At 59.2% G+C, this 21,370-nt stretch carries 22 protein-coding genes; 6 read left to right on the top strand and 16 right to left on the bottom strand.

The features are described 5' to 3' along the window. Nucleotides 1-193: 193 nt before the first annotated feature. Both ELR57_RS20165 and ELR57_RS20160 read right to left on the bottom strand, forming a co-directional pair. The gene (locus ELR57_RS20165; RefSeq protein ID WP_238162625.1) at nucleotides 194-1,348 is read right to left on the bottom strand and encodes a tyrosine-protein phosphatase; all 1,155 of its coding nucleotides are present in this window, start codon (nucleotides 1,346-1,348) and stop codon (nucleotides 194-196) included. 185 nt (nucleotides 1,349-1,533) lie between these two features. Then, nucleotides 1,534-2,295: an SDR family NAD(P)-dependent oxidoreductase gene (locus tag ELR57_RS20160; RefSeq protein WP_126960900.1), complete on the bottom strand. Its 762-nt coding sequence runs from the start codon at nucleotides 2,293-2,295 to the stop codon at nucleotides 1,534-1,536. 123 nt (nucleotides 2,296-2,418) lie between these two features. Here ELR57_RS20160 and ELR57_RS20155 point away from each other — a divergent pair, with 123 nt between their 5' ends. Then, nucleotides 2,419-3,495 carry an LCP family protein gene (locus ELR57_RS20155; protein ID WP_238162624.1) on the top strand — a complete coding sequence of 359 codons (1,077 nt, stop codon included), beginning with the start codon at nucleotides 2,419-2,421 and terminating at the stop codon, nucleotides 3,493-3,495. Nucleotides 3,496-3,506: 11 nt separating this feature from the next. Here ELR57_RS20155 and ELR57_RS20150 read toward each other — a convergent pair whose 3' ends face one another. From ELR57_RS20150 to ELR57_RS20125, 6 genes are all read right to left on the bottom strand, one after another. After that, the gene (locus ELR57_RS20150; protein ID WP_126960899.1) at nucleotides 3,507-3,767 is read right to left on the bottom strand and encodes a DUF1294 domain-containing protein; all 261 of its coding nucleotides are present in this window, start codon (nucleotides 3,765-3,767) and stop codon (nucleotides 3,507-3,509) included. Nucleotides 3,768-3,921: 154 nt separating this feature from the next. After that, nucleotides 3,922-7,272 carry an Ig-like domain-containing protein gene (locus tag ELR57_RS20145; RefSeq protein WP_126960898.1) on the bottom strand — a complete coding sequence of 1,117 codons (3,351 nt, stop codon included), beginning with the start codon at nucleotides 7,270-7,272 and terminating at the stop codon, nucleotides 3,922-3,924. Nucleotides 7,273-7,547: 275 nt separating this feature from the next. Continuing rightward, complete coding sequence (cobS, locus tag ELR57_RS20140; RefSeq protein ID WP_126960897.1) at nucleotides 7,548-8,375, bottom strand: adenosylcobinamide-GDP ribazoletransferase; 828 nt, start codon at nucleotides 8,373-8,375, stop codon at nucleotides 7,548-7,550. Between the two features lie 41 nt (nucleotides 8,376-8,416). Beyond that, a complete protein-coding gene (cobU, locus tag ELR57_RS20135) occupies nucleotides 8,417-8,983 on the bottom strand; it encodes a bifunctional adenosylcobinamide kinase/adenosylcobinamide-phosphate guanylyltransferase (RefSeq protein WP_126960896.1) in 567 nt (188 codons plus the stop codon). A 27-nt stretch (nucleotides 8,984-9,010) separates the two neighbouring features. Beyond that, nucleotides 9,011-10,066 carry a nicotinate-nucleotide--dimethylbenzimidazole phosphoribosyltransferase gene (cobT, locus tag ELR57_RS20130; protein WP_192896602.1) on the bottom strand — a complete coding sequence of 352 codons (1,056 nt, stop codon included), beginning with the start codon at nucleotides 10,064-10,066 and terminating at the stop codon, nucleotides 9,011-9,013. A 60-nt stretch (nucleotides 10,067-10,126) separates the two neighbouring features. Further along, nucleotides 10,127-10,684, bottom strand: a complete 558-nt coding sequence (locus tag ELR57_RS20125; RefSeq protein ID WP_126960895.1) for a DUF1904 family protein — start codon at nucleotides 10,682-10,684, stop codon at nucleotides 10,127-10,129. Between the two features lie 239 nt (nucleotides 10,685-10,923). On the opposite strand from ELR57_RS20125, the gene ELR57_RS20120 reads away from it, so the two are divergent. The 4 genes from ELR57_RS20120 to ELR57_RS20105 all read left to right on the top strand — a co-directional run bounded on the left by ELR57_RS20120 (nucleotide 10,924) and on the right by ELR57_RS20105 (nucleotide 13,252). Further along, on the top strand, nucleotides 10,924-11,172 hold the full coding sequence (locus ELR57_RS20120) for a hypothetical protein (protein WP_126960894.1): 249 nt from the start codon (nucleotides 10,924-10,926) through the stop codon (nucleotides 11,170-11,172). A gap of 317 nt (nucleotides 11,173-11,489) precedes the next feature. Beyond that, nucleotides 11,490-11,849 (top strand): 2Fe-2S iron-sulfur cluster-binding protein, encoded by a 360-nt coding sequence (locus tag ELR57_RS20115; RefSeq protein WP_126960893.1) that lies wholly within the window; start codon nucleotides 11,490-11,492, stop codon nucleotides 11,847-11,849. A 189-nt stretch (nucleotides 11,850-12,038) separates the two neighbouring features. Continuing rightward, nucleotides 12,039-12,374 carry a PadR family transcriptional regulator gene (locus ELR57_RS20110; RefSeq protein WP_126960892.1) on the top strand — a complete coding sequence of 112 codons (336 nt, stop codon included), beginning with the start codon at nucleotides 12,039-12,041 and terminating at the stop codon, nucleotides 12,372-12,374. Continuing rightward, nucleotides 12,371-13,252, top strand: coding sequence for an FtsW/RodA/SpoVE family cell cycle protein (locus ELR57_RS20105; RefSeq protein ID WP_126960891.1), 882 nt, complete (start codon nucleotides 12,371-12,373; stop codon nucleotides 13,250-13,252). The genes ELR57_RS20110 and ELR57_RS20105 overlap by 4 nt, the downstream gene beginning before the upstream one ends. 98 nt (nucleotides 13,253-13,350) lie before the next feature. On the opposite strand, the gene ELR57_RS20100 is transcribed toward ELR57_RS20105, so the two are convergent. From ELR57_RS20100 to ELR57_RS20070, 7 genes are all read right to left on the bottom strand, one after another. After that, entirely contained in the window at nucleotides 13,351-13,653 is a 303-nt protein-coding gene (locus tag ELR57_RS20100) for a hypothetical protein (protein ID WP_126960890.1), read from the bottom strand. 33 nt (nucleotides 13,654-13,686) lie between these two features. After that, a complete protein-coding gene (locus ELR57_RS20095) occupies nucleotides 13,687-13,971 on the bottom strand; it encodes a 2Fe-2S iron-sulfur cluster-binding protein (RefSeq protein ID WP_126960889.1) in 285 nt (94 codons plus the stop codon). A gap of 70 nt (nucleotides 13,972-14,041) precedes the next feature. Beyond that, nucleotides 14,042-14,737 carry a GntR family transcriptional regulator gene (locus ELR57_RS20090; protein ID WP_126960888.1) on the bottom strand — a complete coding sequence of 232 codons (696 nt, stop codon included), beginning with the start codon at nucleotides 14,735-14,737 and terminating at the stop codon, nucleotides 14,042-14,044. An 87-nt stretch (nucleotides 14,738-14,824) separates the two neighbouring features. Continuing rightward, a complete protein-coding gene (locus ELR57_RS20085; protein WP_126960887.1) occupies nucleotides 14,825-15,298 on the bottom strand; it encodes a GlcG/HbpS family heme-binding protein in 474 nt (157 codons plus the stop codon). A 38-nt stretch (nucleotides 15,299-15,336) separates the two neighbouring features. Continuing rightward, entirely contained in the window at nucleotides 15,337-16,839 is a 1,503-nt protein-coding gene (locus tag ELR57_RS20080) for an aldehyde dehydrogenase family protein (RefSeq protein WP_238162623.1), read from the bottom strand. A gap of 48 nt (nucleotides 16,840-16,887) precedes the next feature. Further along, the gene (locus tag ELR57_RS20075; RefSeq protein WP_126960886.1) at nucleotides 16,888-17,601 is read right to left on the bottom strand and encodes an iron-containing redox enzyme family protein; all 714 of its coding nucleotides are present in this window, start codon (nucleotides 17,599-17,601) and stop codon (nucleotides 16,888-16,890) included. A 96-nt stretch (nucleotides 17,602-17,697) separates the two neighbouring features. Beyond that, the gene (locus tag ELR57_RS20070; protein WP_126960885.1) at nucleotides 17,698-18,489 is read right to left on the bottom strand and encodes a creatininase family protein; all 792 of its coding nucleotides are present in this window, start codon (nucleotides 18,487-18,489) and stop codon (nucleotides 17,698-17,700) included. A 324-nt stretch (nucleotides 18,490-18,813) separates the two neighbouring features. On the opposite strand from ELR57_RS20070, the gene ELR57_RS20065 reads away from it, so the two are divergent. Next, nucleotides 18,814-20,265 (top strand): RICIN domain-containing protein, encoded by a 1,452-nt coding sequence (locus ELR57_RS20065; RefSeq protein ID WP_126960884.1) that lies wholly within the window; start codon nucleotides 18,814-18,816, stop codon nucleotides 20,263-20,265. An 83-nt stretch (nucleotides 20,266-20,348) separates the two neighbouring features. Here ELR57_RS20065 and ELR57_RS20060 read toward each other — a convergent pair whose 3' ends face one another. Then, nucleotides 20,349-21,365 carry an aromatic ring-hydroxylating dioxygenase subunit alpha gene (locus ELR57_RS20060; protein ID WP_238162622.1) on the bottom strand — a complete coding sequence of 339 codons (1,017 nt, stop codon included), beginning with the start codon at nucleotides 21,363-21,365 and terminating at the stop codon, nucleotides 20,349-20,351. Nucleotides 21,366-21,370: the final 5 nt, after the last annotated feature.

Raw genomic sequence — 21,370 nt, 5'->3', positions numbered from 1 at the left:
TTATTGAACAAAATCAAAATCCAATAACTCCGCCCCAGAGAGGCCGATTCGCAACCGTTATCGAGCATAGTTCAATAACTCCGCCATAGATATACCAATGCGGGCAGTCGGGCAGTTCCCCGTTCCCCTCGCGGCAGAAGCAAAAGCGGCGCAGGGATCTCTCCCCGCGCCGCCTTGGCATGCCTCGATATTCCTATTCCAGATACAGGCTCTTCAGCTTCTTCTGGTCGGCTTGGCTCAGGCCGATGCCCTTCTCCAAGAAGCCCTGGATGGAGCCGTACTTGTCATCCATCTCGTCGAACGCCGCGTTGATGTATTCCGGATGAACGTCCATCAGCGCTTGAACGACCTCGATCGCCTTCGGATCCGTTAAGTGAAGCTGAGCTACCAGCGCGTCGACCGACGCCTTGTTGTAAGCCGCGCGGTAAGTGTTGCTCAGCAGGAAGTCCTGAACGACCGTTTCCTTCGGAACGCCGAGGGACAGCAGGATCAGGGCGGAGCCGAGTCCGGTGCGGTCCTTGCCTGCGGTGCAATGCTGAACGAGAGCGTTCGTGGCGGGATCGAGCAGCAGATCGAACAGCTTCTCGTAGGCAGCCGGGCTGTCCACCATGCCCTTGTTGCCTTCGATCAGCATCTCTCCCGGCTCGCCGAGCGCGTCCGAGTTACCGGAAGCAAGCGCCGCGAAGAGGGTGCTGGTATCCGTGCCGCCGGAGCCTTCCGTCTCCGCGAAGACCGGATCGTATACATAGTTGACGCCGGCGATCGTCGGGTCCGGCTTCGCCGCGACTTCGCTCTTCGTGCGGTAGTCGACGATCGTCTTGAGGCCGCTCTTCTGCAGATAGGAGATGTCGGCAGCCGTCAGGCCGGCGAGCTCGTCCGCGCGGAACAGCTTGCCCCACTTCACGGTCTTGCCGTCCGTCGTCTTGTAGCCGCCGAGATCGCGGAAGTTCGTCGTTCCCTTCAGCGGAAGCAGGCGCTCGGCCGTCGTGATCGCCGCACCGTTGCCGCCCTTAACCTTGAAGTAGATGCGGCTGCCCGGGTTCGGATCGGCCGTTACGAAGCCGTTGAACATCGCGTAAGTGCTGGCCAGCAGCTTCCAGTCGCCGTCCGGCTTGCTACTCCAGTAAACCTTGGCCGCGCCCAGGTTCGCGTCGGTTCTCCACTTGATAACAAGATTGCCGTTCGCTTGACGGACGACGGAAGCTTCCGTGAAGCTGCCTTGCTTAATAGCAGCGTTCGCAACCGCCTTGACCGCGCTGGCTTGCGCGTTAGTCGTCGCCGCTCCCGCAAGAGGGGAAATCGCTAAGAATAGGGCTGTGCCGAGCATAACCGACCTTCTGATCATCATGTGCGTATGTGCCTCCCGAGATATAAGACATTTGTCATTTATATTCTCGGGGATTTGTGTTAAGCCGGAATAAAACGCTTGTAAGGAGAAAGTAAATTCTCCGTTCGTTTAATCTTTCCGCCCATCTTTCGACTTAGATCATCGACTTAGATCATCGACTTAGATCATCGACTTAGATCATCGGCTTAGATCGACGGCATGACGCTGCCGCCGTTGACCGGGATATAGGCGCCCGTCGTGAAGCTGGCCAGGTCGGACGCCAGGAACGCGACCATGTTCGCGATCTCCTGATCGGTTCCGCGCCGCTTCATCGGCACGTTCTTTATGTAGTCTTCGCTGTTCTGCAGGCCTGCCGTGCGTTCGCGCTCGCTGATGGTCCATCCCGGAGCGACCTGGTTCACGGTGATCTGGTGCTCGCCGACTTCCTTCGCCAGAACCCGATAGACGCCGTCCATGCCTCGTTTGCCCGCGACATAGGCCGATTGGGTCGGGAAATTCTGCATCGAGCATTCCGTGTTGATGCCGATGAAGCGACCGCCTTTTTGCTCGATCATCGACGGGATGAACGCCTTCGCCAGGAAAACGCTCTGAAGCACGCACGATTCGAATTGGCTGACATAATCCTCCGGCGGCTGCTCCAGCACCGAGGTCCATTGATATTGGACGACGGCATTGGCGACGACGATGTCCACCTTGCCCAGCGTCGCTTCGACCGCTTGCTTCATCGCTTCGACCGAATCCTGCTTAGCCACGTCGGCTTTGACCGCGACGGCGCGCCGTCCCAGCGCCTCGACGGCGCTCTTCACTTCGGCCGCCTTGGCTTCGTTGCTGTGGTAATGCAAGGCGACATCCGCGCCGCATTCCGCCAGCGTTCTTGCGATGACTCTTCCCAGCTCTCCCGACGCTCCCGTCACCAAGGCTGTTTTTCCGCTCAGATCGATCTTCATTGTTCGACACTCCTTCATGATCTTATTGTCGCTTGACGCGAATGCTGCCCGATTGGATCCGCAACTAAATTCTTCCTTCTTCGTCTATTCTGTGGGATAGTTCGATAACCGGAGGTATGTCTCGTGAAACGATTCGCAAAGCTCCCCAAGAAATGGCGCATCGCGATTCTTGTCGCTTGTTCGATTTTCTCCTTGGCTTTTATAAGCGTCGCGGCTTTCGCGGGCTATCTTTATTACAAAGGAAGCTCCGCCATCCATCGCATGGCCGATCCCGGTCTCCCTTCTCCGAGCGCGCTTCCCGGCGGCCAGCCGTCTAACGCTCCCGCTCAGGAGACGGAGGAGGCGATGGCAACGCCCTCCCGGAACGAGAAGACGATCACCTTCCTGCTCGCGGGGGTGGACAGCCGAGAAGGCAGCGGGGGCACGCTCAACACGGACGTCCTGATGCTGGCAACGCTCAACAAGGATACCCAGACCGCCAATCTGCTCTCCTTGCCTCGAGACCTAAAGCTGATGCCTAGGGACATCGAGACCCACAAAGCGAACTACTTTTATGCCTATTATTATATGAAAGACAAACCGACCGCAATGGCGAACGCCAAGCGATTCTATAGCGAGCTGTTCGATTTCCCGATCGACTACATGGCCATCATTAATTTTGACGGGCTGCGCAAGCTCGTGGATGCGGTCGGCGGCATCACGGTAAACGTCGATATGGACATGAGGTACCGGGACTCGATAGACGGCACGGATATCAATTTAAAAAAGGGGGTCCAGCACCTCGACGGCAAGAACGCGCTGGATTTCGTCCGTTACCGGAAGTCCAACGAAGGCACGCAGGAATCCTCGGACATCGCCCGCAACGCCCGCCAGCAGCAGGTGCTGACCCAGGTCCTCGACAAGCTGGCTTCGTTCAAGGGCATTGCCCAATGGGGCAAAACGATCGATATCCTTGGGGATAACGTGCGAACGGACGTGCCGGAAGACACCCTTCGATCCTGGATCGCCGACTTCAAAGACATGAATCCGAACCGAACCGACTTCCTCCCGCTCGCGACCACTTGGAGAAGCCCCTATATATACGCGGACGAGACGGATCTGAGGAATGCGATCAACAAGCTTCGCGGCGAAGCCGGGCTTCCCGAGAGCGTCACCCTGAACCTGGCCGACGTCGTCGGAGTCGAGCATCTGCACGATTAGAAATTCAACGGTTACAGCCGCAAGAGCAAATAAACGCAGATCGCGTTCACGACGAGCAGGGCAGGCATGCCGAAGACGAACGAAGGATGCTTCGTCTTGTGGCGGTAGGTCCGCATGCCGAGCCAGGCGCCCAGCGCTCCGCCAAGAATGGCATAGAGGAAGAGTCTCGCTTCAGGGACTCTTCTTTGCCTTTTCTGGGCCAGATGCTTGTCGTAGCCCATCATTCCGAACGCTATGACGTTGACGAGCAGCAGATAGATAACGAGAATCATAACTTGCGAATCCCCTTTCCTCCGTCTGATAGACGGCTAGCCTTCATTATGAGGCATAGGGCAGGAACGTGCAAAAATCCATAGGGCAAAGCAAAAGGAGAACCGCGAAGGTTCTCCTTTTGTTCATCTGCTTATCGAACGGCGTTATGGCGAGTTACTGTACTCCGAAAACATACTGCGCATCCCGGTCCGGAGACAGGTTGTTGTAATCTCGAATCGCGTTCGCTCCCTGATCCGTGAACCAGATCTTGCCCAGCTTGCCCGAGGCCAGGTTCGGCACCTTCAGCACGATCGTCTGCCCATCCAGCCAGCCATCCGTCGGCTTGACCTGCTGACCGTCCACTTCGATGCGGAAGAAGTTCGTTTGGTTCGAATAGCCGATGATCGGCTCGCTGAACACGATCGAGATCTGCGTCCCTCTCGCATCCACCCTCGAGATAGAAGGAATGGCGGGGTCCGAACCGTTCGAGGTGAAAATAAACTGGCTGCCGTTGTCGGAGCTCTTCATGGGCGTTCCTTGGTCGTCTACGATCCGGCCTTCGTTCGAATCGTACTCCAGCCGGTAGCGTTGATTGGACTTCAACGGATCAACCCGGTCTGCGTTCAGGTAAACCGTGATGGCCTTCCGGTCTCCCGACAGCGCGTACCTGGCGTTGTCGTTCGGCCGAATGTCGATCTCTCCGCCGCCGGATACGGCGAACAGCCGGAAGCCTCCCGCGTCGTCCAGACGGACCGGCTCGCTCAATTGGATCTCGAACGTATAGCGGTCCTTGGACACGATCTTGCTTACCCTCGGCGCTTCGTTCGATGCGGAAGTTCCCGCGAACACCACTTGATAAGGGTTGGAGCCGTCTTGCGTCCGGATATAGTTCCAGCCCGCCGCGTCCGTGATGCTTCCTTGGAATCGCAGGCGGTAGGTCTTGCCGGACTTCAGTTCGTCGTTCAGATAGAGGGTCGCCTCCGTCACGATCCGGTTGCCGTCGTTCACGCTGTCTCCCCAGATGCCGATCTCGGAGCCATCGTCCCGCAGGAGGATGAAGCCGGACGGGGAAACGTTGCGAACCGGCTCGCTGAACGTTACCTTGATCGCCGTGTTGTTCACGACGGTCACGCCGGTGACGGAAGGAGCGTCATTCTTCTTCTCCGTGCCCGGGAATACCTTCTCGTTCGCTCCGTCTTTGGTGACCAGTCCTTCCAGGTCCGTGATGCGGCCCAGATAGGTGTGGCCAGGAATGAAGAGCGAAGGATTGCCCGAGGATTTCGTGCGCAGCTGGATATACACCGCATTGTCCGCGCCCGGCTTGCGCGACACGTACTCGCTCCAATCGCGAGTATCGACGTCGCGGTTGTTGTCCTTCAGGATCGTCAGATCCAGAGAGTTCACGTTGGAGTCGTACAGCGCTCTGCTGAAGGTGGCGAGAACCGTGTTCTGGTTGACCACTTCCAGCTTCTGAAGCGAGATCGAGCCCTCGCTCTCCCGATCGCTGCCGACGAATTGGACCCGGGTATTCGCCTCGATGAGATTGCCGCTGAGATCCTTCACCTGGTTGACGACTACCGCATAGACGGTGCCCGGATTCTGGGCGTCGGTCACCAGAGTGACCGTCCGCTTCGAGTCGTCGTAAGCCGCGCTCTTCACCGAGCCCAAGCCGCCTTCGAGCTTGTAGTTGCCCGCACGGACGGCCGAAGCGTTATCCAGCCTCTCGCTGAAGGTCAGCACGACCTGGCGCGCAGATGCTTGCAGGCCGACGATCGTCGGAGGATCGCGGTCGACGAGGCCGCCGAAGTACAGGTTCGACACCTTATCCATCACGTTGCCCGCGAGGTCGGAGATTCCTTGCACGGTGAGGGTGTACAGCACCGCATCCGTTTGCTTGCTGGTCGTGAGGATGACCGTGTCTCCGTTATCGTTCAGAACGGCGTTCGTCACTCGGAGCCCGTTGTTGACGCTGTAATTGCTCGTTTTCTTCGCTTGGTCCGCGTTGATCTTCTCATTGAACTGCAGCTCGACAGTCGAATTGCCGAGGACGTTGACGTTCACGATATAAGGCTTGTCGTGATCGTTGATCGCCCTGAACGAGATATCCTTCTGCGTGTTCATCGTGTTGCCCGCCAGATCGGCGATGCCGCGAACCGTCAGCTTGTATTCCTGCCCGTTCTTCAGTTCGCTTGTGTACAGCGTAACGGTCTTGCCGTCGCTGGCAAGCGTCGCCCGGTTCACTCTCACGTTGTTGTTGATCGAATAATTCCTCGTGTCCCTCGCGTCGTCCGAGTCGACCTTCTCGCTGAAGACGACCTTGACGGTCGAATCGTTCTGGCCGGTAACGGAGACAACCGAAGGTCTCGAGTTGTCGTCATCGATCCCGTAGAAGTACAAGTCGGTACGGGAAGACATCGAATTGCCGGAGAGATCTTTGACTCCGCTGACCGAGAGGCGATAGCGATAACCGTCCTCCTGGTTGCTCGTCGTGATGAGAACCGAACGGCGATCGTCGGACAGCGTGAAGTCGTAAAGCGCGAGGCTGCCGGTCAGAATCTCGTAATGATCCGGGTCCTCCGCCGACGAACGGGTCACCTGCTCGGAGAAGGTCAGCTTCAGCGTGCGGTCCCCGATGTTCTCGAGGCTGTTCACCTTCGGACGAGTGGAGTCGCCCGGGTTGGTCGTGCCGCCGCCGCTATTGCCTGCCCAGAGGGCGGAATAGCGCCAACCGGTTCCGTCGACCGTCAGCGTGTAGATCACGTCGCCCTGCTGCGGTCCGGTCGTTACCGTCACGGTCTTGCCGTCCGAGGAGAGGCTTGCGGACACGATCGCGATAACGGTGCCTTGATCGTCCTTCAGGGAGAAGCTCGACAGATCGACCTTGCTTACGGCCTGCTTCAGACTGACTTGAATCACATTGTTAGACAGCGGTTGTACCGTGCTCACCTGCAGCTTCTCTGCATTCATCTGCTGGTAAGCGGCGTAAGCGGCTTCCACGAGCTGCCCCCTGGTGGCTGCTACCGTGTAATCGCTCTGAGCGGAGATGAACTGATGATCGATCGCCAGGCTTACCGCTCCGCGCGCCCAATACGACACCTTGCCGGTTACCCACGAACCGGACCCCGTATAACCGTAGGCTCTAACCAGCACGACCGCCAGCTGCTCCACCGTCACCTTGGCAGTCGGAGCGAACAAGCGAGTTCCCGTGCCCTGCATGAGTCCTGCCCGGCTGACCGCTTCGACTTCGCGGAAGGACCATCTGGACTTCAGCACATCGTCGAAGCTTGCCTTGGAAGGGTTGCTGTCGGGCAGGCCCCATAGCCGGAACATGACCGCGGCGAACTGCTCGCGGGTCATCGATTGGTTGAGTCCGGAGCTTCCGTCGCCAAGGCCGGTAAAGATGCCTTTGGACTTCAGCACTTCGAACTTCTGGTCCGTGGAGAGAGACTCCGCTCCCGCCGTCAGGGACGGGATCGCCAGCGCCAAGAGCAGGATGGCGATCAGCAGCTTGCGAACAACTTTCATTGCCTAACCTCCTTTAACCGCGGGCCTTGAGAGCCCGCCATTGTGAATTGCTGCTTATAAAACGCAGAACAGTTACAGAATGTTTCGTCGACAAATTCCATTTTGCGCCTGTTCAAACCTCTCATTTTTCGCGAAAATACTAGGACAGGCAACAAAAAAAGCCCCTGCGTGCAGAGGCCTTCCGTTTATTTCCAATTGGTTTCATAGAGACATTTCGTAACAAATTGTTGAGGTTTGATAGGAAAAAATATTTTTTATTTGGGCGAGAGGCGTTTTTATCCGGCATGGGACGCATAGGCGACCGCTGCGATAAGCAGCGCAAGCTCGATCGTCTCGTTGAGCGCGCCGTAGATGTCGCCGGTCAGGCCGCCGAGCTTGCGCGATACGGCGGCGGCAAGCGCCGCGCCGATCGCATAAGCGATGGCGGCCGCCGCAAGCAGCGCGAGCGCCGAGCCCGCCACGCCCCAGACGCCGAAGGCGGCGAGCGCGGCGCTCGTCAGCGCGGCCGAGAGAAGCGCGGCCGCAAGGGCTTGCTTCGCCTTGACGGTGCGGAACAAGCCGCCAAGGCCTGCGCCTTCCGCGCGGGCGTAAGGCCAGCCCGCGATGGCTGTCGCCATGAACGATCGGCTCCAGATCGGAATGGCCAGAAGGCCGAGCGCGGTCAGCTCGCTTGGCGCTTCCAGGAGGGAAGCCAGCAGGGCCGCGCGCAGCAGCAGGCTCAACGATCCGGCGGCGACGCCCATCGCGCCTACGCGGCTGTCTTTCATGATCTCGAGCATCCGCTCTCGGGTACGGTGGCTGAGCAGCCCGTCGGCCGTGTCCATCAAGCCGTCCAGGTGCAGCCCGCCGGACAGACCGACCCACGCGACAGTAAGCAGGACGGCCGCGGGCCAGGGAGGCAGCGCCCAGTCGAGCAGCCAGCCTAACCCTGCCAAGATGAATCCTATCGCGAAGCCGGCCGCCGGGTAGTACGCCGTGCTGCGCCGAAAATCCGCTTCTTCGTGGGACACCGGCGCCAGCCAGCGAGGGACGGGCAGCCTGGTCAGAAACTGCATTGCCGCTCCGAATGCTTTGAGATTGCGTATGATTACGGAACCTGCCATCGTTCGTTCATGTCATCCTCTCCGTCGTTCGGCGCCGGCGCCTATTCCGTCCATCGGTAAGCAAGCTTCTTTAGCTCGACCGGAATGCCTGCCGTCACCAAGAACACTTCGTCGCTGATCGCCGCAATGCGTTGATTGAGCACTCCAGCCAGATCGCGGTAAAGCCTGCCCAACGGATATTCCGGCACGATGCCGTCGCCGACCTCGTTCGTCACCAGAATGACTTTGCCGGGATAGGCCAGCAAAGCCCGCTCCAGCTCGCCGACTCGTGCCAGCGCCCGCTCCTCCGCCTTCTCGCCGTCTTCGCAGTCCCCCTCCAGCAAGACGTTCGTCAACCACAAGGTCAGGCAGTCGATCAACAGGATCGGAGCCGGATTCGCGGCCATGCTCTCCAGCCTGCCCGCCAATTCGACAGGCTCTTCCATCGTCTCCCATAAGAAGCCCGCATCCTCCCGTCGGCTCCGATGCTTCTCGATCCGCCGCCGCATCCCGTCGTCCAAAGCCTGTGCCGTCGCAAGATAGACCCCGTACGTTCCCTTCTTCGCGGCGTATTTCTCGGCGAAGGAGCTTTTGCCGCTCCTGGCTCCGCCCGTTACCAAAACAACCATCCGCACTTCGCCTCTCTGTCTTGGAGCTTAGCCGCGGGAAACGCCCGCGCTGTCGAATGTCGCCATCTCGTGCACGATTCGGCTCGCCGCCTCGATCAGCGGGAACGCAAGAACCGCCCCGCTGCCTTCCCCCAGCCTCATCCGGAGGTTCAGCATCGGCTCAAGTCCCAGTTCCTTCAGCGCATACCGATGCCCCCTCTCCTCCGAGAGATGGGAAGGAATCAGGTAGCCCTTCGCTTCCGGAGCGATGCGGCATGCGGCCAGCGCGGCGACCGTGGAGATAAAACCGTCGATCACGACCGGAATCCGTCTCGCCGCCGCGCCCAGAATGAGCCCCGCCAAGCCCGCAAGCTCAAGCCCGCCTACCTTGGCCAATACGTCAACGGCGTCGCCGGAATCCGGCGCATGGAGCGCGATCGCCTTGCGAATCGTCGCCTGCTTGCGCAGCAGCCCGGCATCGTCGATGCCCGTGCCCCGCCCGACGACTTCCTCCACGTCGACGTCGGCCAGCACGGACAGCACCGCCGCGCTCGGCGTCGTATTGCCGATTCCCATCTCTCCCGTCGCAAGAAGTCCGATTCCTTGCTCCGCCAGATCGTTCGCCAGCTGAATTCCGTGCCCGATCGCGAGCTCCGCTTCCTCCCGCGTCATCGCCGCTTCCTTCGCCATGTTGGCGGTTCCGTGCCGCACCTTGCGCGAGACCAGCCGTTCGTGCGCAAGCTCCCCTTTGACGCCGATGTCGACGCAGACGACTTCCGCGCCCGTCTGGCGGGCGAGGACATTGATCGCCGCCCCGCCGCCAAGGAAATTATGGACCATCTGTCCGGTCACTTCCTGCGGGAAGGCGCTCACTCCTTCTTCGCATACGCCATGATCGCCTGCCATGACGACAATCGCCTTGGCCGGCGGCTTCCACTCCGCGTCTCCCGTTATTCCCGCGATCTGAATCGCCAGCTCCTCCAGCTTGCCCAGGCTCCCCGGCGGCTTCGTCAACCGGTCCAAGCGCCGGGAGGCGGATTGCTTCGCTTCCTCGTCGAGCGGGCGTATTTGCAGCACCGTTTCTTGTATGTTCGCTATGCTCACTTTAAGTCGCTCCCCTTCATCCTTTTGCCATAGTCCGGTCCTACAATCCGCTGTCTCCCGCTACTCTCTCAGCGCATCCCTGAGCTTCGTCGACATGCTCTCCAACGCGGAGGAACGAAGCGTCTTCCTCGCCTTGCCCAGCTCGTCCGCGAGCTTCTGGTTGGCCGCGCGGAGCTTCGCCATCTCCTCTTCGCGGTCGGGGGCCGAGCTTGTCCCTGCCTGATCCGTCGCAGCTGCCGCCGACGCCAGGCCTGAATTCGGCCTTGATTCCAATTCCGGCTCCGGCTCGCCGAAGCTCTTGCCGTTCGCGTAATAATTTCTCCGCTCATAAGAACGAAAAGCGACCTCAAGCTCCGGAAGATCGCCTTGGACGCGGAGGTGCCGGTCAATCGCTTCCGCGAAGCGGTCCTGGGCCTCTAAGCCTCGATCGAACCACGACACTTCGACGAAAGGGTAAGACGGAACGATTCCGCCATCGAAGACAGCCGTCGTCATCAAGCATTCAAGCATTATGTAGTCGTTCGGACACTCGCAGATCGCGGCCAGCTCTGCCACGAGTTCGCGGCTGACGGCCCTCACCCGCTCCGGGCCGATTCCTCGTATCAACAAATGGGGCATGTTCGGTTACACCTTGCTTTCTCTTCTTTTCTTGCATCTCCATCATAACGCGATTGGAAGACATGTGCCAACGTAAAGAAACCAGTCTCCCGCGGCCTATTTTTATCGCTGCCCCTTTTCCATCTCCACTTTTCTTGCAAAATCCCCTAGCCTAGCCTATTTCACCGCTAAACTCCCTAGCGGTTCCCGCTGTCCATGCCTTATACTTGGTTTGAAGTTAATTTTAGGAGGAATATGAGATGAGCAGAAGCAAGACGCAGAAGCAGCGTCAGAAGCAAGAACGAGTGGGCGTCCTTAACCCGGAAATGCTCCGCAATCAATGGCAGCGCAAACCCCTTACCCAGGTTCAGCCGAACCGCAAAGCCGAACAGCGCCGATCGCAATGCCGCCGGAAGGGCAGGAGCGATGGCGCTGATTTTTTGTCGGGGCAACCGTTTTTTCCCCACGCGGTCCCCATCCGCTTCTACTTGCTGCCGTTCGCGTCATAGAACGCCAGGACTCCCTCCTCGCTCGGACGTCTCCGATCCATTATCTCCAGGCCCCCGTTCCATTTTACCGAACTTCTTCGTTTTATTATCCCTTCCTGTCATAAACCAGCCCATTTCATATTCCCCTTTCTTTTTTATGAACCAGTATCCCCTCCGCTCAGACGCTCCCCTGCCCCCCCCAATTCTGAACGAAAGGGATAGCGGTTCATTCCGGCCTCTCTGTTAATCGCCGCACTCCCCGCCTATTTGTATTTGGTATACCATAAACCAAAGAGGCATGTTATACTGTGCTTATACCGTTAGGGGAGGGAGACCGGATGCCTACGATCACTTATCTGACTTCCGGGAAGTCCATCGAGGTTGGAACCGAAGCGAACTTGCTGCGAACCTCCATTCGCCACGGAGGAGAAGTGCCGTTCAAGTGCGGGGGCGGCTTATGCGGCACCTGCCGTGTAAAGGTCGTCGAGGGTCGGGAGAACCTTAGCAAAGTGATGAGAAAAGAAGTCGACCGGATTGGCCGGGAACAAATCGAAGAGGGCTACCGATTGGCCTGCCAGACGTTCGTCAACGGAGATGTGACGCTCGTATGGGGGACCGACGCCGAATCCCTTCCCCAACCGGCCTCCTCCACCCGGCTCGCGAACGGACGCGAGTCCGCTCAGCCGCTCTCTCGTTGACCGCCGCAGTCCATCAAATAAATCCTTGGTTAATGCCAACTCTGCGCGAGTTGGTTTTTTTCATATTTACCTTAATTTGACACCGACCCGAATGTGGATTATCTTATACATAGATATACGATGTATCTTGAATCTAGGTATACAATAAAGCAAAACCTTAATCAAAATCCTAAGCTTTCGGAGGACCGAATGAAAATCGGCAAAGAACTCATGAAAGGAAGCACCGTGATCCTGATCCTGACGCTGCTGGACCGCAAGGAGATGTACGGCTACGAATTGACGAAGGAGCTGGAGCTGAAGTCCGGCGGGCTTTTTGTCCTGAAGGAAGGCACCTTATACCCCATTCTGCATGCATTGGAATCCGCCCATATGGTCGAAGCTTATTGGGATGAACAAGGCGTCCGGCCTCGTAAATATTATCGGATTACGGAGAAAGGACGTTCGGAATTGGCGGAAAAGAAGCAGGAGTGGAGTCTCTTCAGCAGTGCCGTCAACCGGATCGTCGGCGAGGGGGGAACCCCATGAGGATGACCAACCTCACCATCGGACAACATCCGGAAATACAACGCTTCTTGGATGAAGTGTGCGGACGGATTCGCGCTAAAGAAACCTATGCCGGTTATCTCGCTAAGGAGAAACAATCTTTTTCGGGTATAAACGAGAAGCTGCGCGCGTACGCGAAGGAGCTAGGATTATTCTACTTGCTCCCGGCTTTCTTTTATGCGACGGCTCCTTCCCTTGCGGCGCTTGCCGTTCATTTCGCCGGAGCGTCCGTACTCTTGCTGACCGGAAAGCGCGGTTGGAGACGACTAATCGTTTATTTTTCGACCTTTGCTTTCATGGTTCTGGCAATGGCGGCGTTCGGTTTTATCAGCATTCGCCATTCTATTTTCTACGATAGATTTCAACATTACATCCTCACTTTCGGAGGCGGGCACAACGAGTATGGCGGAGCGGCCTACTCCGTTGAAAGTATCCGTTCAGCAGGCTTCTGGGGGCATGGCTTCAACGCTCGATTGGATCGGCTGCCTTTCGCTTACGGAGAGAATATTTTTGCTTATCTCATTAGCTGTCTAGGTTGGGCATTCGGGATCGTTTTGGCGCTTCTAGTCGCCGCATTCGTCTATCGCTCCATCCGTATCGTCAGACAGACAAAGGATCCTTACGCCCGCTTGCTCGTCACCGGCTTAAGCTCCGTCATTGCCGTCAAGTTCGCTTGGAGCATGCTGATGTCGTTCGGCTTGCTTCCGTTCGTCGGCGTTGCCATGCCGCTTGCGAGCTACAACGGCATCGTTCATACGTTCTTCGAGATGGCCTCTATCGGCCTGCTGCTCAGCGTCTTCCGGCGCAAGGACAGCCTCCCGCTCCTGCGGGCCGAGAAGCTGAGAGAAGCCGTGCAATAAGCGATCAAATACCGTCGTAACGCTAAAAAGACTGCAAGGAATCCGGAGCGCGTTCCCGTCGGACCCTGCAGTCTTTTCCTTTTCCATGCTGCCGATTATTAGGCCTCCACCTTGACGATACGGCTGTCTTCTCCCGCGTCCAGCTCGTAGATCTCCTTCTCGATCTCCTCCGCCCACTCGAACTTCGGGAACACCTTGATCGGAATGCTGTTATCCGGGAACACCTCGGCGAGCCCTTGGATGACGATGCGGGTGTCCGAGCTCGTGATGCGGCAGATGGTGAAGGTCGTTCTTTTCTTGCCGTAAAAATAGTATTCGTAGTCGGCGATTCTCTCGAGATGAGGATTGTCCGTCACGGTGCGGTAGCGGTCCGTCGTGGACAGCAGAACGTATTCGCTCATGGCCTTCTCCTCCGTGCTAATCGAATAGGATCCTTATTCCTGCAGCAGCTCGATATCGCGGGTAATGACCAGCTGGCAAGCAAGGCGGTACCCTAGCTCCAACCGGTCTCCAAGCAGCTTGCGTTCCTTCCAGTTCGGCTCGGGCAGGCCGTCCGCTCCGGCGAGAACCCGTACCGTACACTTCGTGCACTTGCCCATGCCGCAGCCGTATTTCAGGTTCGCAAACCGGCGAGTCGCGGCGAGCACGACCAGATTGCTTCCTTCCGCAACCTCCTGCTCCCGCCATTGACCGTTCCCGTGAAGCGTCACCTTCGGCATCGCATCGCCCCCCTCCGTCCGAACGACAGGCACCGCGGAAGCTGTTGCCTTGGATTATCGTATTGCGCCGTTATCCTTTCGCGGCTGGCGGAGCTGATGCCGCCTCCAAGTACGCGATTTTGGAATTCTCCAGATGCTCTTGCGTAAGCTTCTCCGCTTTATCCGCTTCTCCGTCCCGGACGGCCGCGGCGATCGCCCGATGCTCCTCCGCCGCTTGCCGTCTTCTTCCCGGCAGATCGTAGCCGAGCAAGACGAACGATCGAATGTACTCGGACAAACCGTCCAGCATCTGAACCAGACGGGGACTTGCCGACGCCCGGCAGACGATCTCGTTCACTTCGAAGTGGAAACCGGTCTTCGGCTCCTCCAGATCCCCGGGCTGCTTCAACGCTTCGTCGATCGTCTTGATCAGCTCGGATAATTCGTTCCTCTGCGAAGCGTCCGCTCTCTGCGCGGCGAGCTTCATGACCAGCCCTTCCATGGACGAGAGAATCGTGAAGATCTCGACGATCTCCTCCGCGGAGAGCTTCGACACGACGACTCCTTTGCGCGGAAGCGTCTTGACGAAGCCATGCGACTCCAGGCGGAACAGCGCTTCGCGAATCGGCGTCCGGCTCACTTGAAGCTGATCCGCGAGATCGCGCTCGACGATCCGGTCTCCCGATTGGTACACGCCTTGGAGAATCGCCTGCTTCAAGTAATCGTAAACTTTATCCCTTATCGGGCTCAGCTCTTCGCTTCTCCAAGGAATCGTTGTCTCTGGCATCCGGTATACCTCCGATCAATGTTAAGCCTAGTGTAAACGATGGATTGGCATCGTTTCAATAAGTTGATCGGGGCATTCCGACAGGGTTCACTTCTTGATATCGGCCTTCACCAGCACGTCGTAGCCGGGGCCGAGATGGGCTTGCAGCGCCTGCAGGGCGGCGAGCCCCGCCTCGATGTCCTGCTCTCCGTTGCCGCCGCTTATTCCGATTCCTCCGATCACCTCGCCGTTCACGACGACCGGGAAGCCGCCGACGAAGATGGCGAACTTGCCCGGCATCATGGCGTGGATGCCGAATGCCTCCCCTGTCACCGTCGCCGGCCCTCCCGGCTGATTGAACAGGTGGGTGGAGCGCTTGTGCCCGCTCGCGGTGAACGCCTTCGCCATCGCCAGCTCCGGCCCCGTAATCCGAGCTCCGTCCATTCGCTCCAGCGCAATGACGAAGCCCCCGTCGTCGACGACGCAGATCGTCTCCGCAACGCCCAGCTCCAGCGAAGCCCGCTTCGCCGCTTCTAGCATGACTCTTGCTTCCTCCAGCTCCAGCCGCAGCACCGACCTCATCCGTTCGGCCCCCTTTAAATTCCGCTTCTGCTCACTTGCTAGAACGCCATGCCTCCATCTTTTATCCCCCGAAACCCGTGATAGACCGTCTTCGAGCGCGTGTAGAACGCCATCGCTTCCCGGCCCGCTTCCCGGTAGGTCGCCGTGCTGGACAGCTTCATGCCGCCGAACGGCGCGTTGTACGCGTTGCCGGTCGTCGGGCGGTTGATCTTGACGACCCCCGCTTCGGCATAGCGCGCGAAAGCTTCCATCCGTTCGGGATCGGAGGTGCAGATCGAAGCGGACAGCCCGTATTCCGAAGCGTTGGCCATCTCGAGCGCATCGCGGAAATCCTTGGCCCGGAGGATCGCCAGCACCGGGCCGAAAATCTCTTCCCGCGCAATCCGCATCCCCGGCCGCACCTGCGCGAAGACCGCCGGCTGCACGAAGTAGCCGGCATCGTACGGCTCGCCAGTCAGCCGGCCGCCGCCGAAGAGGAGCTCCGCTCCCTCGTCCTTGCCGATCGCGACGTAGGAGAGCACGCTCCTCAACTGGCTCTCGTTCGCGAGCGGGCCGATCTCGGTTCCCTCGGCGAGACCGTTGCCGACGCGAAGCCGCCTCACCTTGCCGAGCAGCTTCGCGGCGAAGGCATCGTGCACCGCATCGACGACGATGATGCGGCTCGTGCCCGTGCAGGCCTGGCCCGTCAATTCCAGGCCGCCCTTAACGGCGAGGTCCGCCGCCAGCTCGAGGTCGGCGTCCTCCAGCACGAGCAACGGGTTCTTGCCGCCAAGCTCGAGCTGAACCCGGGTCGACAGCCGCGCCGCGCGATGAATGTGCTCGCCGACGGCTGTCGAGCCGGTGAACGTGACCGCCTGGACCGCCGGGTGGCGAAGCAGAGGCTCGCCTACCCGGGACGCCGATCCGGTCACGAGATTGAGCGCGCCGGCCGGCAGCCCGGCGCGGTGGAGCGCTTCCGCCAGCCGCACGCCCATCAGCGGCGTCTCCGACGCCGGCTTGAAGACGACCGCGTTGCCGGCGGCGAGCGCAGGAGCGATCTTCCGCGCCGGAATCGACAGCGGGAAGTTCCAAGGCGTGATCACCGACACGACGCCCAGCGGCTCCTTCCGCGTGTACACCCGCGTCGTCGCATCGTCGGAGGGGAGCGTCTCGCCGGCGATGTTGAGCCCCTCCGAGGCGTAATACCGCAGCGTCTGCGCGGTACGCCTCACTTCCTGGCGGGCGCTTGCCAGCACCTTGCCCTCTTCCCGTGTCAGCTCCACGGAAAGTGCGTCCAGGCTCTCCTCCAGCAGGCCGGCCGCCCGATACAGAATCTCGGCCCGGCTTGTCGGAGGAGACTCCCGCCAGGAGAGGAACGCCCGCTGCGCCGCTTCGATCGCCGCGACCGCGTCCGCCTCCGTGGAGGCCGCGAACCTGCCGACCGCGTCGCTCGTATCCGCCGGGTTCCGGCTGTCGAACGTGCCTCCCTCGGCTGCTTCTACCCACTCGCCTCCGATCAGGTTCCGGTAGGCACGATCTCCTTCATCCATGCCCCTCGACATGCCCGCTCTCCCCCAATCTCTTCGTTCCGCTTCCTCCCCGCGCCGCCTTTATCGGCTCTCCACGAACTCGCGCGAGATGCCCGCCAGATACATCCGCCGCATCTTGGTCGCTTCCTCCACGATGCGGATGCATCGCTGCTGCTCTTCCGGCGTCCTCGCATACTCCAGCACGATCTGGTAGCCGCGTTCGCCGTGAATCTCGTCGGAGACGATATGCAGATCGAAGAACTCGACCTCTTCGTCGGTGAAGCCGTACAGGTTGCGAAGAGCCGGGGTCTGCCGCCGGTAGATGGCCGGTACCTGAGACTCCAGCCCGACGACCAGCGCGGCCGTCGCGTACAGGAAGTTCTCCCGGAAAGCCATCCGGTAGCACCACGATTGCAGGCCGATCGTCTCCGGGAGGAGATCGTCCATCGCCTCGATCCGCTCCCGCGTCGTGCCGCACGCTTCGCCGAACCGGATAAGCAGATCGGTATGCCGATCGCCTCCAAGCTCTTCTTCCCACATGTTCTGCAGCAAGAAGTCTTTCGCATCCTCATGAGGGCAATTGGCATAGATGTAAGCGAGGTAATCGGCGAACGGTCCTACATAAGCGTAGTGCTGTTCCACCCAACGGGCGAAGTGCTCCTTCGTCAGCTCGCCGTTCGCCCACATCGTCGTGAACGGCGCCTTCGCCACCGCGTTGCCTTCGATGGCCTGCTCCAATGCGTGACGGAACTCCTCTTTGTTCAATAACCTCGATTGCGTTGCCGTCGATGCCATGCCTTTGCCCTCCCTATTCATTTGGCATATGGTATTTGGTATACCAAAATTCTAAACACTTCCATTATTAGTCGGACCCTCTCCGCCTGTCAATCGCTATTTTTGGCGTTCGCTGTCGCTAGCCGTCTCTTCTCTCAACAGGTCTAGCACCGCATTCGTCAGGCGTTCCAGCGATGTCTCTACCAATTCGCGTCCAAGCTCGTAGCTTCCCCTCGTCGCATCCCCGATGCAGCCGTTCGCCGTCATCTCCTCGTAGTAGTAGAAGCCTTGAATCGGTTGGCCCGGGCGAAGTCCTCTCCAGCGTCCCTCCTGAATGTCGCCCTTCTCCAGCTTCTCCCGCCGGACAAGCTCGGGAGCGAGATAGAGCGCCTCGGACACTTCCCGCTCGCAGCTGTGCCCATAGAGCTTCGATGCGATCTCCCGGTCCATGACGTCCTTCGCGGACGCCGTCGTCTTGGCATAGAGAAAGTCGACTTCGAGCTCGCGCCCGAGCGTCTCCGCCGCCACGCCAAGCGTCGCTTGGTTGCCCCCATGCGAGTTCAGCACGAGGAACCGGCGAATGCCGTGCGGCTTGAGCGAGCGGATCATGTCGCGCAGAATCGCAATCAGCGTAGAGGGCTCCAACGACAGCGTCCCCGGAAAATGAAGATGATGAGACGATACCCCCATGTTTATGGTAGGAGTCATCAGAGCCAGCGGGTGCAGCCTCTCCGTCAGACGCCGGCCCATCCGCTCGGCCAGCACCGCGTCGCAGCTCTCGACCATATGAGGACCGTGCTGCTCATGGGCGCCAAGCGGAATGATCGCCAGCTTCGCCGTGAGCAGAGCCTCTTGAACCTCCGGCCAGGTCATCTCCGTCAGAACGCGGGCCGAGTTTTCCGTTGCCATACGGCATCCCCTCCTTTTTTCCTCTCATTTTATCGCGCCGTCGGCCTTCGGTATACCATTTTATGGATAAATATGTTCATAGAGAACGCAATTGTTCATAACCCGAGCGAACTCCGGATGCCGAATCGCGTTATTGTTCACTATTTTCTCAGCGTCCGATTGGCTATATTGGAACCAAGGGGAACGAGTTCCCGCAACAGGAGATGCCGCCCCGAGCATCCTGCCATCCATCCGTCACGGAAGGGAGGGAAATCGCAGAACATCAAAATGTAAGCGGTAACAAGTCGGATTGGTCAGCTTCCCCATACGAGAGGAGGAATTGGAATGGATCGCTTGTCTAAGCTGCTGATCTCCCTGATTCTCGTTTTCGCGACTTTCGTAGGTTTCGGGGGCTTCGCAACGGCCGCTTCGGTCACGATTACGAATAACGGCTTTCAATTTACCGACACTTCCGGCAACGTCATCCAGGCGCATGGCGGCGGCGTGATCAAAGTCGGAAGCTACTACTACTGGTTCGGAGAAAATCGCAATAACGACGGCACCTTCAAAGCGGTCTCCTGCTACCGGTCCACGGACCTGAAGAACTGGACCTACCGCGGCGACGTGCTCACGAGCAGCTCCGCGGCGGAATTGAACGTCTCCAATATCGAACGGCCCAAGGTCATCTACAACAGTTCGACGGGCCAATACGTCATGTGGATGCATTGGGAGAACGGAGTCGACTACGGGCAGGCGCGCACCGCCGTCGCCTATTCCAGCACCGTGGACGGCACCTATACGTACCAAGGCAGCTTCCGGCCGCTCGGCTACGATTCCCGGGATATGACGGTGTACAACGACGGAGGCACCGCTTACCTGATCTCGGCGACCAACGTCAACGCGGACCTGAACATCTACAAGCTGACCTCCGACTTCAAGGGAGTCGATTCGCTTGTCCAGACGCTGTGGACCGGCTCCTACAGGGAAGCCCCAGCCATGTTCAAACGCGGCAGCACCTACTTCCTGGTCACGTCCGGCGCTACGGGCTGGTCCCCGAACCAGCAGAAGTACGCGACCGCGACCAGCATCGGCGGAACGTGGAGCAGCCTGACGAACTTCGGCAACGGCAACGCCTATAATTCGCAGGCCGCCTATATTCTTCCGGTCGACGGCTCCTCCGCGACTTCCTATCTGTATATGGGAGATCGATGGGCGGGCGCCTGGGGCGGCAAGGTCAACGATTCGGAGTACGTTTGGCTCCCTCTGACGTTCCCGTCCAGCACGTCTCTCTCGATGAGCTGGGCCGATTCGCTGACGGTCGATACCGCTGCGGGGACGATCTCCGGAACGGCAAGCCCGCCGGTGAACACGTCCTCCTATTACAAAATCATAAACCGCAACAGCGGCCTGCTGCTCGGCGTGACGAGCGGGGCGACGACGGACGGCGCGCAGATCGAGCAGTGGACGGACGGCGGCTGGACCAGCCAGCATTGGCAGTTCGTCGACATGGGCGGCGGCTATTACAAGATCAAGAATCGCAACAGCGGCAAGATCATGGACATCAGCGGAGGTTCGACGGCGGACGGAGCGAACGACATTCAGTACGCGGACAACGGCGGCTTGAACCAGCAGTTCCGTCTTATCTCCGTAGGCTCCGGCTATTACAAGATCATGAACGTCAAGAGCCGCAAGGTTCTGGACATCACGGGAGCCTCGACCGTGAACGGCGCGGACGCCATCCAGAACGCCGACAGCGGCGCGACGAACCAGCAGTTCTCGTTCAGCACGACGAGCTGAAGCCAAAGCCCGGGCGACATTCCGTCGCCCGGGCTTTCGTGATGATCATGCTTGTTTTGCTTTTAAAGCTGGAATTGTTCGATTTAGATCATGCCGACGCGCATCCCCATCTGCGTAATCCAGCGCCGATAGGCGACCGACAATCGATCCGCCCGATGGTTCAGCTCTGCCTGCAGGTCGAGCGGCAGCAGCTCCGGCTTCTGCGTCTCGATAATCCACTTATCCTGCTCGAATACGGTGTCCTGGAACTGCATGAATTGCGAATCCGGCACGTCGAATGCGTAATTCCGCGACACCGGCATGTAGACGATACATTCCTTCTCCGATACCGGCAGCACGGTCAGCATGATCCACAGCGTTTGTCCGGTCGCCGCATCCCGCTTCGACAAGCGGGCCGCCAGCGGCCGGAACACTTCCTTCACGTACACGTAAGTAGTGCCTTCCTTATGCTCGGAGCCGGAATGGGCGACCGGCTGGAAGATGGGCACGTCCCCGGTGTAGACGCGGTTCTCTTCCTTGAACACCTGAAAGTCCGGCAGCTCGGAATAGTCCGGATGGCCAAGGAGCCCTCCGTGGACATACATGAGATGGGCGAAATCCGTGAAGTTCTCGATCACGCGAGTCCCGGCCGCCTCTACATGGTAGGGGCCGCACACGAGAGGACGGTAGTCCGGATTGTCGAACTCCTCGAAGTCCGGCAGCTCGGCCTTCGGTTCTCCGATGCATACCCAGACGATGCCGTACTTCTCTCGGCAATGATACTTTACCGCCTTCGCCCTTGGAGGGATCTGGTCATCCTTGCCTTGCGCCGGAATGCAGACGCAGCGGCCGGAATCGTCGTACTGCCAGCCATGATAGGGGCAGACGAGCTTCTCGTTGTCTATCCAGCCTTTGGACAGCATGGCTCCCCGATGGACGCACAGGTCGCGCAGCGCATGCACGCCGCGGCTGTTGCGGTAGATAGCGACCCGCTCGCCGAGTACGGTTGCCGACACCGGCTTGCTCGTTACGTCGGCGGACTTGCAGACGGGATGCCATTCATGCTCCAGCACGTTATCTCTAAGAATCGCCTGCTCATTCATTCCAATCGTGCCATTCATTCCGA

This window comes from Cohnella sp. AR92 (assembly GCF_003990975.1).
In the GTDB taxonomy this organism is placed as follows: Bacteria; Bacillota; Bacilli; order Paenibacillales; family Paenibacillaceae; genus Cohnella.
This window is presented reverse-complemented; position numbering and strand designations above follow the sequence as displayed.

Excerpts from the sequence above, each read along its gene's own strand:
- ELR57_RS20165 (WP_238162625.1), bottom strand. The coding sequence starts at position 1,348 with ATGATGATCAGAAGGTCGGTTATGCTCGGCACAGCCCTATTCTTAGCG.
- ELR57_RS20160 (WP_126960900.1), bottom strand. The coding sequence starts at position 2,295 with ATGAAGATCGATCTGAGCGGAAAAACAGCCTTGGTGACGGGAGCGTCG.
- ELR57_RS20150 (WP_126960899.1), bottom strand. The coding sequence starts at position 3,767 with ATGATTCTCGTTATCTATCTGCTGCTCGTCAACGTCATAGCGTTCGGA.
- ELR57_RS20145 (WP_126960898.1), bottom strand. The coding sequence starts at position 7,272 with ATGAAAGTTGTTCGCAAGCTGCTGATCGCCATCCTGCTCTTGGCGCTG.
- cobS (WP_126960897.1), bottom strand. The coding sequence starts at position 8,375 with ATGGCAGGTTCCGTAATCATACGCAATCTCAAAGCATTCGGAGCGGCA.
- cobU (WP_126960896.1), bottom strand. The coding sequence starts at position 8,983 with ATGGTTGTTTTGGTAACGGGCGGAGCCAGGAGCGGCAAAAGCTCCTTC.
- ELR57_RS20125 (WP_126960895.1), bottom strand. The coding sequence starts at position 10,684 with ATGCCCCATTTGTTGATACGAGGAATCGGCCCGGAGCGGGTGAGGGCC.
- ELR57_RS20120 (WP_126960894.1), top strand. The coding sequence starts at position 10,924 with ATGAGCAGAAGCAAGACGCAGAAGCAGCGTCAGAAGCAAGAACGAGTG.
- ELR57_RS20115 (WP_126960893.1), top strand. The coding sequence starts at position 11,490 with ATGCCTACGATCACTTATCTGACTTCCGGGAAGTCCATCGAGGTTGGA.
- ELR57_RS20110 (WP_126960892.1), top strand. The coding sequence starts at position 12,039 with ATGAAAATCGGCAAAGAACTCATGAAAGGAAGCACCGTGATCCTGATC.
- ELR57_RS20105 (WP_126960891.1), top strand. The coding sequence starts at position 12,371 with ATGAGGATGACCAACCTCACCATCGGACAACATCCGGAAATACAACGC.
- ELR57_RS20100 (WP_126960890.1), bottom strand. The coding sequence starts at position 13,653 with ATGAGCGAATACGTTCTGCTGTCCACGACGGACCGCTACCGCACCGTG.
- ELR57_RS20095 (WP_126960889.1), bottom strand. The coding sequence starts at position 13,971 with ATGCCGAAGGTGACGCTTCACGGGAACGGTCAATGGCGGGAGCAGGAG.
- ELR57_RS20090 (WP_126960888.1), bottom strand. The coding sequence starts at position 14,737 with ATGCCAGAGACAACGATTCCTTGGAGAAGCGAAGAGCTGAGCCCGATA.
- ELR57_RS20085 (WP_126960887.1), bottom strand. The coding sequence starts at position 15,298 with ATGAGGTCGGTGCTGCGGCTGGAGCTGGAGGAAGCAAGAGTCATGCTA.
- ELR57_RS20080 (WP_238162623.1), bottom strand. The coding sequence starts at position 16,839 with ATGTCGAGGGGCATGGATGAAGGAGATCGTGCCTACCGGAACCTGATC.
- ELR57_RS20075 (WP_126960886.1), bottom strand. The coding sequence starts at position 17,601 with ATGGCATCGACGGCAACGCAATCGAGGTTATTGAACAAAGAGGAGTTC.
- ELR57_RS20070 (WP_126960885.1), bottom strand. The coding sequence starts at position 18,489 with ATGGCAACGGAAAACTCGGCCCGCGTTCTGACGGAGATGACCTGGCCG.
- ELR57_RS20065 (WP_126960884.1), top strand. The coding sequence starts at position 18,814 with ATGGATCGCTTGTCTAAGCTGCTGATCTCCCTGATTCTCGTTTTCGCG.
- ELR57_RS20060 (WP_238162622.1), bottom strand. The coding sequence starts at position 21,365 with ATGAATGGCACGATTGGAATGAATGAGCAGGCGATTCTTAGAGATAAC.